The organism is Burkholderia sp. BE12 (assembly GCF_002959955.1).
Classification (GTDB): Bacteria; Pseudomonadota; Gammaproteobacteria; order Burkholderiales; family Burkholderiaceae; genus Burkholderia.
Window position 1 is genome coordinate 16568 of sequence record NZ_PREY01000050.1, and the last position, 14114, is coordinate 30681.

12 protein-coding genes and 1 pseudogene are annotated in these 14114 nt (G+C 67.7%); 4 read left to right on the plus strand and 9 right to left on the minus strand.

All coding sequences use genetic code 11. The annotated features are described in order from the left end of the window. Positions 1-219: 219 nt before the first annotated feature. From C4B30_RS33160 to C4B30_RS33170, 3 genes are read left to right on the plus strand one after another with little or no spacing between them, the layout of a single operon-like run. Positions 220-1494: a NupC/NupG family nucleoside CNT transporter gene (locus tag C4B30_RS33160; RefSeq protein WP_027786234.1), complete on the plus strand. Its 1275-nt coding sequence runs from the start codon at positions 220-222 to the stop codon at positions 1492-1494. A 35-nt stretch (positions 1495-1529) separates the two neighbouring features. Then, positions 1530-2846: a thymidine phosphorylase gene (deoA, locus tag C4B30_RS33165; RefSeq protein ID WP_105133573.1), complete on the plus strand. Its 1317-nt coding sequence runs from the start codon at positions 1530-1532 to the stop codon at positions 2844-2846. Positions 2847-2870: 24 nt separating this feature from the next. After that, a complete protein-coding gene (locus tag C4B30_RS33170; RefSeq protein ID WP_027786232.1) occupies positions 2871-3260 on the plus strand; it encodes a cytidine deaminase in 390 nt (129 codons plus the stop codon). A 33-nt stretch (positions 3261-3293) separates the two neighbouring features. Here C4B30_RS33170 and C4B30_RS33175 read toward each other — a convergent pair whose 3' ends face one another. From C4B30_RS33175 to C4B30_RS33210, 8 genes are all read right to left on the minus strand, one after another. Beyond that, entirely contained in the window at positions 3294-4409 is a 1116-nt protein-coding gene (locus tag C4B30_RS33175) for an aromatic ring-hydroxylating oxygenase subunit alpha (RefSeq protein ID WP_027786231.1), read from the minus strand. Between the two features lie 258 nt (positions 4410-4667). Continuing rightward, on the minus strand, positions 4668-5411 hold the full coding sequence (gene msrA, locus C4B30_RS33180) for a peptide-methionine (S)-S-oxide reductase MsrA (protein ID WP_027786230.1): 744 nt from the start codon (positions 5409-5411) through the stop codon (positions 4668-4670). A 60-nt stretch (positions 5412-5471) separates the two neighbouring features. Continuing rightward, positions 5472-7313 carry a cytochrome c biogenesis protein DipZ gene (locus C4B30_RS33185; RefSeq protein WP_105133574.1) on the minus strand — a complete coding sequence of 614 codons (1842 nt, stop codon included), beginning with the start codon at positions 7311-7313 and terminating at the stop codon, positions 5472-5474. Positions 7314-7348: 35 nt separating this feature from the next. Beyond that, on the minus strand, positions 7349-7879 hold the full coding sequence (gene msrB / locus C4B30_RS33190) for a peptide-methionine (R)-S-oxide reductase MsrB (RefSeq protein ID WP_027786228.1): 531 nt from the start codon (positions 7877-7879) through the stop codon (positions 7349-7351). A gap of 355 nt (positions 7880-8234) precedes the next feature. After that, positions 8235-9482, minus strand: a complete 1248-nt coding sequence (locus C4B30_RS33195) for a citrate/2-methylcitrate synthase (RefSeq protein ID WP_027786227.1) — start codon at positions 9480-9482, stop codon at positions 8235-8237. Between the two features lie 60 nt (positions 9483-9542). Next, complete coding sequence (locus C4B30_RS33200) at positions 9543-9935, minus strand: VOC family protein (protein ID WP_027786226.1); 393 nt, start codon at positions 9933-9935, stop codon at positions 9543-9545. A gap of 57 nt (positions 9936-9992) precedes the next feature. Beyond that, entirely contained in the window at positions 9993-11279 is a 1287-nt protein-coding gene (locus C4B30_RS33205; RefSeq protein WP_027786225.1) for an MFS transporter, read from the minus strand. Between the two features lie 96 nt (positions 11280-11375). Then, positions 11376-12134 (minus strand): SDR family oxidoreductase, encoded by a 759-nt coding sequence (locus tag C4B30_RS33210; RefSeq protein WP_027786224.1) that lies wholly within the window; start codon positions 12132-12134, stop codon positions 11376-11378. A gap of 313 nt (positions 12135-12447) precedes the next feature. Here C4B30_RS33210 and C4B30_RS33215 point away from each other — a divergent pair, with 313 nt between their 5' ends. Continuing rightward, complete coding sequence (locus C4B30_RS33215) at positions 12448-13410, plus strand: 2-hydroxyacid dehydrogenase (protein WP_027786223.1); 963 nt, start codon at positions 12448-12450, stop codon at positions 13408-13410. A 69-nt stretch (positions 13411-13479) separates the two neighbouring features. Here C4B30_RS33215 and C4B30_RS36240 read toward each other — a convergent pair. Then, positions 13480-13596: pseudogene (locus tag C4B30_RS36240) on the minus strand (carboxymuconolactone decarboxylase family protein); the annotation flags it as partial. Between the last annotated feature and the right edge of the window lie 518 nt (positions 13597-14114).

Sequence of the window (14114 nt, forward strand, 5' to 3'; positions counted from 1 at the left end):
TTCGAACGGCACGCCCGTGCGCATTTTCGAAGGGTAGGTAGAACAACTGATCAAGTCGTCGAAGCGCGAAGATGGAAACGATCGACGCCATTGACCGCGGCGATTTTGTCGACGTTGCCGACGTGCGTATCGAGCGAGTAACATCCACCAACCCGATCACGCGGGTCGCGGGCACGGGCCGCCCGCCGGACAGTTCAAATAGTGAGAAGGGAGCACAAGGTGGATATTCTGCGCAGTCTCCTCGGTATGCTGTTTCTGTTGCTGGTCGCGTATCTGCTGTCGAACAACCGCCGCGCGGTCAGCGCGCGGACCATGATCGCCGCGCTGCTCACGCAGTTCGCGATCGGCGCGCTGGTGCTGTTCGTGCCGTCGGGCCGCGCGGCGCTGGCCGCGGCCGCGAACGGCGTCAATCGCGTGCTCGACATGGGCAATCACGGCATCGCGTTCGTGTTCGGCGGGCTGGTCGACGCGCGGATGTTCCAGTTGTTCGGCGACGGCGGGTTCGTGTTCGGCCTGCGCGTGCTGCCGATGATCATCTTCGTCACCGCGCTGATCTCGGTGCTGTACTACATCGGCGTGATGAAGTGGATCGTCGCGATCCTCGGCGCGGGGCTGGCGAAGGTGCTCGGCGTGAGCCGCATCGAGGCGTGCTCGGCCGTCGCGACGATCTTCCTCGGGCAGAGCGAGATGCCCGCGCTCGTGAAGCCGTTCGTGCGCAACATGACGAGCGCCGAGATCTTCACGGTGATGGCGAGCGGCATGGCGTCGGTCGCGGGCTCGGTGCTGGTCGGCTACGCCGGCCTCGGCGTGAAGATGGAGTACCTGCTCGCCGCGTCGTTCATGGCGGTGCCGGGCGGTCTGCTGTTCGGCAAGCTGCTGTTTCCGACCGTCGAGCCGAGCCGCGTGGTGGTCGACGGCCTCGATTTCGACGACAAGCGGGCCGCCAACGTGATCGAGGCGGCCGCATCCGGTGCATCGGTCGGCCTGCGGATCGCGATCAACGTCGGCGCGATGCTGATCGCGTTCGTGGGACTCATCGCGCTGATGAACCTGATCGTCGGCGGCGCGGCCGCGTTCGCGGGCTTTCCGCAGGTCACGCTGGTCGGCATCATCGGCCACCTGTTCGCGCCGCTCGCGTGGATCATCGGCGTGCCGTGGCACGATGCGACGCTGGCCGGCAACTTCATCGGCGAGAAATTGATCTTCAACGAATTCGTCGCGTACGGCGACCTGTCGCCGTACCTGAAGGGCGGTGCGCACGCGGCGGCGGCCGGCCTCCAGGTGCTCGACCCGAAGACGCTCGCGATCGTGTCGTTCGCGCTGTGCGGCTTCGCGAACTTCTCGTCGATCGCGATTCTCGCGGGCGGCTTCAGCGCGGTCGCGCCCGAGCGCCGCTCGGACGTCGCGCGGCTCGGCTTGCGCGCGCTGACGGCCGCGACCCTGTCGAACCTGATGAGCGCGGCGATTGCCGGCCTGTTTTTCTCGCTGCATTGAACCGTGCAGTCGACTCCGATCGAAGCGAGGCAACGATGTTTCTACCGCAGGAATTCATTCGCAGGAAGCGCGACGGGCAGCCGCTCGATCGCGACGGCATGGCCGCGTTCGCGCGCGGCGTAACCGACGGCAGCGTGACAGAGGGCCAGGTGGCCGCGTTCGCGATGGCCGTGTATTTCAACGACCTGAGCACGGACGAACGCGTCGCGCTGACGCTCGCGCAGCGCGATTCGGGCGACGTGCTCGACTGGCGTGCGCTCGATCTCGGCGGGCCGGTGATCGACAAGCATTCGACGGGCGGGGTCGGCGACGTCGTGTCGCTGATGCTCGGGCCGATGGTGGCCGCGTGCGGCGGCTACGTGCCGATGATCTCGGGGCGCGGGCTCGGCCATACCGGCGGCACGCTCGACAAGCTCAGCGCGATTCCCGGTTACGACGTGATGCCCGATACGGACGCGTTTCGCCGCACGGTGCGCGAGGTCGGCGTCGCGATCATCGGGCAGACCGCGCGGCTCGCGCCGGCCGACAAGCGCATCTATGCGATCCGCGACGTGACGGCGACCGTCGAATCGGTCGCGATGATCACCGCGTCGATCCTGTCGAAGAAACTCGCGGCGGGGCTCGACGGGCTCGTGATGGACGTCAAGGTCGGCTCCGGCGCGTTCATGCCGACCGCGGAGAAATCGGCGGAACTTGCCCGCAGCATCGTCGACGTCGGCAACGGCGCCGGCATGAAGACGACCGCGATCCTCACCGACATGAACCAGTCGCTCGCGCCGTGCGCGGGCAACGCGCTCGAGGTGGCGTGCGCGATCGACTACCTGACGGGCAAGTCGCGTCCCGCGCGGTTGCACGACGTGACGATGGCGCTGTCGGCCGAACTGCTCGTCACCGGCGGGCTGGCGCGCGATGCCGACCACGCGCGCGAGAAGCTGCGGCAGGCGCTCGATTCCGGCGCGGCGGCCGAGCGTTTCGCGCGCATGGTCGTCGCGCTCGGCGGTCCTGCCGACCTGATCGATGCCCCCGCGCGGCATCTGGCGCGGGCGGCGGTGATCGTGCCGGTTGCGGCGCCCGCGAGCGGCGTGGTGCAGCGCGTCGATTGCCGTGCGCTCGGGCTGGCGGTGGTCGCGCTCGGCGGCGGCCGCACGCGCGCGGAGGACGCGATCGACGTCAGCGTCGGCCTGTCGGGGCTCGCGGAGATCGGGCAGCGTATCGAGGGCGGCGAGCCGCTCGGCTTCGTGCATGCCCGCGACGAAGCGGCCGCGGCTCACGCGGCGGACGCCGTTCGGCGCGGCTACGTGCTCGGCGAGACGGGCGAAGCGCCGCCGACCCTTTACCAGCAGGTCGGCTGACCTGCTCCTGGAGGCCTCACCACGATGGAACGAGACGAACTGATCGAACAGGCGAAGGCGGCGCGCGACCGCGCGTATGCGCCGTATTCGCGCTTCAAGGTCGGCGCGGCGCTGCAGGCGCGCGACGGGACGGTTTTCCACGGCTGCAACGTCGAGAACGCGTCGTACGGACTGTGCAATTGCGCGGAACGCACGGCGCTGTTCGCGGCGATCGCCGCCGGTTATCGGCCGGGAGATTTCGCGCGGCTCGCGGTCGTCGGCGACACGGACGGCCCGATCGCGCCGTGCGGCGCATGTCGTCAGGTGATCATCGAGATCGGCAAGCCCGACATCGAAGTGATTCTCGCCAACCTGAAAGGGGCCGTCGAGATCACGACGGCCCGCGCATTGCTGCCGGGCGCGTTCACCCTGTAACGGCGCGCGCCGCGGCGCGCCGCATGCGTTGCCTCATGCGCCGTCGCGCGCGTCGCGGATCGGGATCACGGTGCGTGCGCCGCACTGGCGCAGCAGGTCGCGCAGCTCGTTGATGACCGGAAACACCTCGTGGTTCCAGTCGGCGCCCTGGCGATCGTGTGCTTCCTGCTCGCGCTCGACGATCCAGCGATCCTCGCGGAAGATGCGCTCGGTGAACCACACGAGCAGCGGCCATGCGAGATCGAGTGCGAACGGGATGCCCGGCTTGTGGATCGACAGCAGCCCGAACGTGCGGTTGGTGCGCTGCTCGGCGTCGAGCGGCACGTAGACGATCCACAGATCCATCACGAGCGTGCCTTCGCTCGAGCGAATCTGCAGCGTCTGGTATGGATAGCCGGTGCGCACCGTCATCACGCTCTTGTCGGACTGATCGGCCGGCTTCTTGCTCGCGCCGAACACGAGCGCCTCGCCGACGGGCTGCTTGCCTTCCATCCGCGCGAACGTGTAATCGACCTCGACCCAGTCGTCGCCGCGGCGGCGGCCCAAGGAGCGCGCGCGCATCTGTCCCATCTGCTTGCGATGCAGGAACTGATGGTTCATGTCCATCAGGTTCTCGTGCATGAACGAGTAGTGGCACTTGACCTCGCGGCCGAAGCGGCGCGTCTTGTACGCGCGGTCGTCCGCGGATTCGAGCGCGGGGAACGGCCGTTCCTCGGCGAGCGTGGCGTCGCCCGGAAACACGAAGATCAGCCCGTGCGCTTCGCGACAGGGATACGCGCGCACGCCGTTGGGCAAGCGCTCGCGGCCCAGGTAGGGCACGTCGACGCAGCGGCCGCTGTCGCACGCGTAGGTCCAGCCGTGATAGCAGCAGCGCAGCGTCTCGCCGCTCACGACGCCCGCATGCAGCGGCACCTGGCGGTGCGCGCAACGATCTTCGAGCGCATACACGGCGCCCGATTCGGTGCGCACGAGCACGATCGGGTCGCCGGCGAAGCGCACGCCGAGCGTCTTGCCGCGCTTGAGCTCACGCGACCACGCGAGCGGGTACCAGTGATCCGGATGAATGGGCACGCGGCGCAGGTCGCGCACGGCCGCGCCGGTGGACGGTTCTTCGAGGGTATTGCCGTCAGGCAAAGGCACTGCGCGCATGCGTGACGCCTCCTGGCTGGACTGGAATGTCGAACGCCGCAAGAAGCGGCGGGAATCCAGAGAGTCTACGCGAAGTTGCCGGCCGCGGCGGCCGCGATGCGGGTTTGCCCCGGCGTCGCGCCGGCCGATTCGTTGATGTGGCGCAAACGGGCCGCCGCCGGTGCGTGGCGGCCGCGGCGCGGCTGTGCGGCGGGCGGCATCCCGTCACGCAGCCCCGGCGGCGGTCACGAGCGGCTCACAGGCGGGCTCACAAGCGGCTCACGAGCGCGCTTCGCGCCACAGCACCGCGTCGGCACGGTACAGCGCCGGGAAGTGTTGTTTCAACCCGGCGACCTTCGGCATGTCGTTGAACGCGATATACGGCGCATCCGGATGCAGTTCGAGGTAGTTCTGATGATAGGCCTCGGCCGGATAGAACCCCTTGTAGGCCTCGACGCGCGTGACCACGGGCGCCGGAAACACGTGCGCGCTGCCGAGTTGCGCGACGTACGCGGTCGCGACCGCGCGCTGCTGCGCGGTGGTCGGGAAGATCGCGGACCGGTACTGCGAGCCTTCGTCGGGGCCTTGCCGGTTCAGTTCGGTCGGATCGTGCGCGACCGAGAAGAACACCTGCAGCAGCCGGCCGTACGTGATCTGGGTCGGATCGTAGACGATGCGCACCGATTCCGCGTGCCCCGTCAGCCCCGATCCGACCAGCGCGTAGTGCGCGGTTTCGGACGCCCCGCCCGCATAACCTGCGGTGACCTGCTTCACGCCCTTCACGTGCTCGAACACGCCCTGTACACCCCAGAAGCAGCCGCCGGCGAGCACGGCCGTCTCGTCGTGCGACGCGCCGGGCGTTTCGTCGAGCGTTGGCGCGGGCACGGTGCGCATCGGCTCGGCGGAATTGACGATGCGCTGGTAGCCGAACACGGCGGCCGCCGCGACGGCGATGGCGCCGATGCGGCGCAGCATGGCCGCGCGCCGTCGTGCGGCGGCATCGCGGATAGGGATCGGGTTCATCAGTTGCTCCTTCGACATGCGTTGAGAAAAGCGGCGCCCGGATGGCGGCGGCGCGCGCGATCAACCGAAAGTGAATGCGTACGCATCGACACCCGGATCGAGGAATTCGATCGCGAACGTGCGATCGGCGATCGCGCCGGGCTGCCGGACGAGCTGGTACAGGCGCTGGCCGGTGACGGTGCCGTAGCCCTGCGCGTCGACGTCGGCGCCATGCGCGGCGCCGGGCGCCGCGCCGTCGAGCGTCACGCGAAAGCGCACGGGGCCGCCGTTCGTGCCGGGGCCGAGCACGAGATGCAGGTCGCGCGCATGGAAGCGGTACACGATCCGGCCATCCGGTGCGGCGAGCGACGCGCGTTCGGCGCCGACGTTCCACGTGCCCGCGAGGCCCCAGCCGTTGAGATCCGGCTGGGCCGGCACGTCGTAGCGGTGTGCTGCATCGCGCACGACGCCGCCCGGCGACGCGAAGCTTTCCGCGCGCGCATAGCCGACATAGGTTTCGGGCGAACGGACGTCCGCGCTGTCGGCGGCCGCGAGCGCACCCTTCGCGGGCGCACCGGCGAGCCCGAGCGGCACGTTCAGCGCGTCCGGATGGCCGGCTTCGGCGAGCAGCGACTGGATCGCGCGTTCCGATTGTGCGTATTCGCCTTCGCCGAAGTGGTGATGACGGATCCGCCCTTGCGCGTCGATGAAGTAGTGCGCGGGCCAGTATTCGTTGTTGAACGCGCGCCAGATCGAATAGCCGTTGTCGATCGCGACCGGGTAGTCGATGCCGAGGTCGTGCACGGCCTTCTTCACGTTGCCGATGTCGCGCTCGAACGCGAACTCCGGCGCGTGCACGCCGATCACGACGAGTCCGTACGGCGCGTACTTGCGTGCCCAGGCATTCGTGTACGGCAGCGTGCGCAGGCAGTTGATGCACGAATACGTCCAGAAATCGACCAGCACGACCTTGCCGCGCAGCCCGGCCGCCGTCAGCGGCGGCGAGTTCAGCCACTGCACCGCGCCGTCGAGCGACGGCAGCGTGCCTTCGACCGGCAGCGCGGCCGCGGGGGTGCCGGCCGCACGCATCATCGCGCCGCCTGCCTGCGCGCCGTCGGCCGCGGCGACGGTCATCGCGCCGCCCGTCGCGTTGTCGGTGGCACCGGTCGCGGCCGTTGCCGCCGGCGCGCGGTTCGAGCGCCCGCCGAGGCGGTCGACCAGCTTCGTTTCGAGCCCGCCCGTGGTGACGGTCGACAGTTGCGCGAGGGCGCCCGTGTCGAGGCCGAGCGCGATCGCGCCGACGCCGGCCAGGAGCGCCGCGCCGATCCCGCGCTTGATCCATTCGCCGGCGCCGAGCGAGCGCTTCATCGCGGCGAATACCTTGCCGCCGATCACGAGCGCGACGCCGAGCGACGTTGCCGCTCCGGCCGCATACGCGACGAGCAGCAGCGTCGTGCCGACGCTCGCGCCGCGCAGCGCGGCGCCGGTCAGCACGAGGCCGAGGATCGGGCCCGCGCACGGCGCCCACAGCAGGCCCGTCGCGACGCCGAGCAGCAGCGACGACGCCGGGCCGGCCGGGCGGCCGTCGCGTTGCGCGAACCCGGTGAGCCGGTTGCCGGCGGCGACGAGCGGGCGCGTCAGATGTTCCGCGAAGCGCGGCATCAGCAGCGTCAGGCCGAACACCGCGAGCAGCACGATCGCGAGCCAGCGGCCGGCCTGGTTGGCCTGCGCGACCCAGCCGCCGCCGACGGCGGCGAGCGTCGCGACGACGGCGAACGTGAGCGCCATGCCGGCGAGCAGCGGCAGGCCGCTGCGCACGAACGGCTGGTCGGCGCGCGCGAACACGAACGGCAGCACGGGCAGGATGCACGGGCTCAGGATCGTGAGCACGCCGCCGAGATAGGCAAGGACGATGAGCAGCATGGTGCGTTCTCCAGTCGGACGGGAGTGGGGCCGGGTCAGGCGGCGGACGGGTGGAAGGCGAGCGCGAGGCCGTTCATGCAGTAGCGCAGGCCGGTGGGCGCCGGGCCGTCGTCGAACACGTGGCCGAGATGGCCGCCGCAGCGGCGGCAGTGCACTTCGGTGCGGACCATCCCGAACGACGCGTCGGTGTCGGTGCCGACCGCGTGGTCGAGCGGCTTCCAGAAGCTCGGCCAGCCCGTATGACTGTCGAACTTGGTGGCCGACGAGAACAGCGCGAGGTTGCAGCCGGCGCACGCGAACGTGCCGTGCCGGTGCTCGTCGTTCAGCGGGCTGCTGAACGGCCGTTCGGTGCCGGCTTCGCGCAGGACCGTGTATTGGGCGGGCGTGAGCCGGCGATGCCATTCGGCGTCGCTGAGCGTGATCTCGAAAGGAGCGGCTTTGGGTGCGCCAGCCGGCGGCGCGGCGAACGCACGGCCGACCAGCGCGCGGCGGCCGGCGGACGACAGCGCCGCGAGCGCGGCGAGGCCGGTGGCGCCGGCGAACAGCAGGTGTCTGCGGGTGGGCATGATGGGCTCCTGGAAGCAGGTCCTGAAAACATGCGCCCATCGTAGGCGGCGGCCGGTGTCGAAGTCCTCACGGAAAGTTAAATGAATCGTGATTATTTACTCGGCGTTCCGGCCAGGGCCGCTGAAATCCGTCCGATCCAGGTCTGGCAAGGGTTTGCGGGGAGTTGATGGTCCGCCCACTTCCTCTGAAATCCTGCACGAGCCACAACTTTTTAGTGTCTTTTTAGTGTTCGTGGTCTGGAGTAGGCTCTGCTTAGGATGCGCGCGCCGATCGGATCACGATATCGGTGGAGGGCGATCATGGGTGCATTGACGGTCAGGCATAATTTTAATCGGCTTACGGTTGTCCGGCAGGTTACTCCGCCACCTTGAACAGGCGGTTCTTGTTGATCACGCCGGCTTTCGTCTGTTTGCCGTCGTCGTCAGCGGCGGGCCGCAGATGCCGATCGTCGAGCGTCGGCCCCGTATAGCGGCTGCGCGGCCGGATCACCTTGCCGACGCGCAGCTGCTCGATGCAGTGTGCGAGCAGTCCGACGCTGCGCGCGATCGAGAACAGCCCGAACGCCGCATCGCGCGGCAACTGAAGCTGCACCGACAGCATCGCCAGCGCGACATCGATGGTCGGCCGCTGGCCGGTGAGCGTCGTGACCTTGTCGACGAAGTGCGCGAGTTCCGCCGGCGGATCGAGCCGCGCAAGCAGCGCGGCCGCGCGCGGATCGCCGTCGGGGTAAAGATGATGGCCGAAACCGGGAATCGGGATCGCGGACTTCAGGTGATGATCGACGACGCGCTCGGCACCCAATCGTTGCACGTCGTCGAACACCGCACGCACGCGTCCCGACGCGTCGCCGTGCAGCGGCCCCGACAACGTCGCGAGCCCCGTCAGCAGGCAGCCTGCCAGCGACGCGCCGGTCGATGCGGTGATGCGCGCTGCGAATGCCGAACTCGTGATCTCGTGATCGGCGACCAGCACCATCGCGCGGCGCAACAGGTCTGCGCCATGGCTGTCGAGGCCCCATCCGGCCGCGAGCCGCTGATGGGTGTGAAGCGGGCTTGCGCCGGCATCGTCGTGCGCGCCGAACGCGCGCGACACGATCGCGACGAGCTGCCCGGCCTCGATGTGCAGCGCGCTGTCGAGCCGGCCGAGCGTCGAATGGCCAAACGCGGCCAGCGTCGCGAGCATCGTGAACGCACATTGCCGGTCGCGCTCGCCTGGCGGCAGCACGATCACCGGCGCGTCGAACCACACCGGCGCGGCGGCCTGCCAGAGCAGCGCAGCCGTTTCCTCGAGCGTCGCGGTATCCGCGAGTTCAATGCTGTCGCGGCCGCGATACCATGCGCGGCCCTTCGAGAACGTGGTGATGCCGCTGTAGATGCACGGCTCGGCACCGAAGATCGTGCTGGCCGCGAGCGCCGCTCGCTTGCGGCCGACCTGTTTCTTGCGGCAAAGCGCGACCACGTCCTCGGCGCGATACAGGCTCTTGCGCGGATCGTCGGGATCCTGCATCACGGCAATGCTGCCGCGGCTCGCGTACGCATAGACGGTCTGCGCCCGCACGCCGAGCCGCCGCGCCGCTTCCGTCAGGGTGATCCAGTTCTGCATGGGGAGTCGTGATGAGGATGCGGCCGGTGCGCGGCCGCTTGCGCCGACTATAGACCGGGTTCAGTTCAATGTCATCTCGGCCGGGCGCCGCTCGAGCACCTCGACGAGGATGTCGCCGGGCGCGCGCACGAAACAGCCACGTACACCGGCGCGGATCCGCGTGACGGGCTGGACGATCTCGGCGCCGTTGTCGACGAGATGCGCGTAAGCCGCATCCAGATCCTCGACGAGCACGCCGAAGTGGTCGATCCCTTGCATGCGCGCGCCGTCCGGCACGATCCCCGGACGCGCGTCCGGCAGCGCCGTGATGAAGAGGTCGATCGCCCCGATCCGCAGGTCGATGCGGCCGGGGCGCCGCACGATTTCGGCGTTCAGACAGCGCGCAAACCACGCGGCGGTGGCCTCGGCATCAGCCGAGCAGAGTTGAAGGTGATCCCATTTGAATTCGATCATGATCGTGCTCGGTACGTGTAGGAGTGGCCGGGATGGCGGGTAAAGGGGCGGACGGGGTCAGAGCCCGATACGCGACAGCTTGCCGAGCAGCACCGAGTACGACAGCGTGCCGACGAGGCAAATCGCACCCATCAGGTTCAGCGCCCAGAAAAAGTTTCCGGTGTGCTGCGTCACGTAGCCGATCATCAGCGGCGTGGTGACGGCCGCGATGTTTGCGGCAAGGCTCGTGATGCTGCTGGTGAGTCCGACATAGCGTTTCGGCGCGATCTCGGACACGGCCGCCCACGACATCGAGCCGATTCCCTGTGCGAAGAACGCGACGGTCAGTATCGCGATCACCAGCGCGTTCGACTGCACGAAGTTGACGAGCACGATCGATGCGCCGAGGAAGGTGCCGATCACGAGCGGCGCCTTGCGCGACGACGACATCGATACGCCGCGCCGGATGCAGAGATCGGACAGATAGCCCGCGATCAGGATCCCGAGCGTAGCGCCGATGAACGGCATCGCCTGGAAGAAACCGACCTTGATCATCGACATGTGCCGTTCCTCGACCAGGTAGGTCATGAACCAGGTCGTGAAGAACACCAGCAGCGTGTTGTTGCAGAATTTGCCGAGACAGATCGCGAGGATCTGCCGATAGCCCAGCAGGCGCAGCGCCATGCGCCAGTCGAAACGGTCGCGCGCCGTCACTACCGGCTGCCCTTCGGTGATGTACTGCAGCTCGGCGGCGCTGACGCGTGGATGGCGCGACGGATCGCGATAGAGCCGGTACCAGACGACGCTGAACAGAATGCCGAACGCGCCGGTTGCGAAGAACACGGTACGCCAGCCGAACGCGGATGAGATCCACAGCAGCAGCCCGGTGAAGAGCGGCGTGCCGATGTACTGACCCATCACGTACACGCTCGTCGCGAAGCCGCGCTCCTGGACCGGGAACCACATCGTCACCGCGCGCGCGTTCGACGGAAACGCGGGCGCTTCGAGCGCGCCCATCGCCAGCCGCGAACCGAGCAGCATGTGATAGCCGTGCGCGAGCCCTTGCGTGAGCGTCGCCAGCGACCAGCCGACGAGCGACAGCGCATACGCGACGCGCGAGCCCAGCATATCGGCGAGCACGCCTGCCGGCAGCAGCGCGATCGAGTACGCGAGGCCGAACACAGCGAACAGCTCCCCCATCTGCACGCGGGTGAGCGCGAGGTCCTTCGACAGCGCGGGCGCGACGATGCCGAGCGCCGAGCGGTCGACGTAGTTGAGGATGGTGGCCACCAGCAGCATCGACAGCACGCCGTAGCGCACTCGCGATCGTGTTGCGATGCCTGCGTGCGCGTCGAACTCGCGCATGACCGAAACCTGCTCTTCTGCGGTTTTCAATGTCGTCTCCTGTCTCCTGATTGCACGGCCGGCGTGCGGTGGTGCTGCACGCCGGCGCTCGCCCGGTCAGCCGCGCCCGACGAACGGCATCGCGCTCGCCATGATCGTCATGTTCAGAATGTTCGCTTCGAGCGGCAGGCTCGCCATCTGCACGATCGCGTTCGCGACGTGCGTGACGTCGACGCGCGGCTCGGGCGCGATGCGGCCGTCGGCCTGCAGCACGCCGTTGTTCATCCGCTCGGTCAGCGACGTGGCGGCGTTGCCAATGTCGATCTGACCGCACGCGATGTTGAATCGCCGCCCGTCGAGCGCGAGCGAACGCGTGATGCCGAGGACCGCGTGCTTCGTGGCCGTGTACGCGATCGTGTTCGGGCGCGGCGTGTGCGCGGAAATCGAACCGTTGTTGATGATGCGGCCGCCTTGCGGCGTCTGGCGCTTCATCTGGCGCCACGCGGCGCGGGCGCACAGGAACACGCCCGTCAGGTTGGTGGCGACCACGTCGTTCCAGAACTCAAGCGAATAATCGTCGAGCGGAACGGCGCCTGCGTTGCGGCCCGCGTTGTTGAACAGCACGTCGAGGCGACCGAAGTCATGCGCAATCCGCGTGAAGCTCGCATCGACCGATGCCTCGTCGGAAACGTCGGTCGGAATGGCCGCGGCCACGCCGCCGGCCCGCTCGACGATCTCCTGCGTCGCGAGCAGCGGATCGATACGCCTGCCGAGCAGCGCGACGGTGAAGCCTGCTCGCGCCAGCGCAACCGCCGCTGCCTGCCCGATTCCGGTGCCGGCGCCCGTCACTGCCGCGATTTTTTTCTCTGCCTGCATTTTCACGATCTCATCTTCAGTCCGTTGAACATGCAAAAAGCATTGCGCGGCGACGACTTCGCAGCAATCTTGATTCTTTCAATCAATATCAACCGCCCCGTCCAGACGGGCTGGCGTCAGGGTTTTCCTGAGTTCGCGGCTGCGCCGTTCGCGCGCCGGCACGGCATCGCGCATGGCATAGGACATGATCGGAATCGGTCGATCATCCGGTCGCTCAATGCCGCGCGGACATGTTGATCGAACCAATCAATATTGACCCGCGCCGACTGCACTTCGTAGGCTGTGTTCCGTTTTCCGACCCAAGGACGAGACCATGCCTGACAACAATCGCACCCGCCTGTTGGTTGCGCGACGCGTTCCCGCCGCAGTCGCCGCACGCGCAGAATCCGAATTCAACGCGTATGTAACGGACGCCGACATGGACGCGCCGTCCGTCGTCGAGTTCTGCAATCGCTACGAGACGCCGGCGGTGCTGATCGGCAAGAAATCGGGGCTGCAGGCCGAGCACATCGCGGCATTGCCGCCGAGCGTGAAGATCATCGCGAACGCGAGCGCCGGGTACGACCACATGGATGTCGCCGCCGCACGCGCACGCGGAATCGCGGTCAGCAACGCCCCCGATGCGCTGACCGACTGCACGGCCGATTTCACGATGCTGCTGGTGCTGGCCGCGTGCCGGCGTGCATCGGAGTACGAGCGTATCGTGCGCGCGGGGTGGGGAAAGTCGTTCGGCATGACCGACATGCTCGGCACGCGCGTGAACGGCAAGACGCTCGGAATCGTCGGTTTCGGGCGGATCGGCCGGGCGGTCGCGCAGCGCGCGCGCGGCTTCGGGATGAAGATCGTCTATACCGATCGGCGTCCCGCACCGCCCGAGATCGAGGCCGGTGCACGCTATTGCGCGGATCTCGACACGCTGCTCCCGCAGTGCGACATCCTCACGCTGCACGTGCCCGGCGGCGGCACGCCGTTGATGACCCGCCGCGAATTCGGCTTGCTGCGCGGCGGTGCGGTATTCGTGAATGCGGCACGCGGCAGTCTCGTCGACGAGGATGCGCTTTACGATGCGTTGACGTCGTATCGGCTGTTCGCCGCGGGGCTCGACGTTTACCGGAACGAACCCAACATCGATCCGCGCTTTGCCGCGCTCGACAATGTGTTTCTGTCGCCGCACATGGCGAGCGCGACCATCGAGACGCGCGACCAGATGGGGTTTACCGCGCTCGACAACGTCGCGGCGGTGCTTGACGGGAAGGGGGCGCCGAACGCGCTGTGATGACGGCGGGCGAGAGCGCTCGCTCATGCCGGGGTGTCCGATGACGGAACCCCGGCTCCAACCGCGTCGTTACTTCAGCACCCCCTGCGCCACCAGCACCTCATGCGCGGCCTTGAACGCGCTGAGACGATGCGGAATACCCGAATAAGCGGTCGCATGCAGCAGCGTTGCTTTCATTTCGTCCAGCGGAGTGGTGACGGACGCCCTAATGTCGAATAGCGATAGAGCTTCCGCCTTAGTCTCGCCTGATGCGCCAGACCATGCCGCCGCTCTTAGTTTTGCGAAACATCAGGTGCCATTTTCCTCTCGCCACTGGTCATAAGATGTCACATCTTACGACCGTGCGCGATCCCTGAGAATATATGGATGTGTCAAGAGATGGCTTGCGAGAAGATGGCTTTAGTTATACGATGACTGATCAATTAGGGGCCGACGCCGCCCAATGAACGATCTCGCACGAGCGCGGTCGTCCGTCAAATCGCACTTTCGGCCGTCGGCCGCATAGTTTGCCCCGACTCGCCGCACCGGGAATACATTCGTGAAAATCGTCGCCATCGAAGTCATTCGTCTCTCGCTTGCATTCGACGCGGGCCGCCGTCCCGTTGCCGCAGTTGAACCGGCCGCTGCGGACACGTATAACGCCGCAGACCGCTCGCTGCGCCGAATGGAGTCGCTGCTGGTCAGGCTTACCGATGACGCAGGGC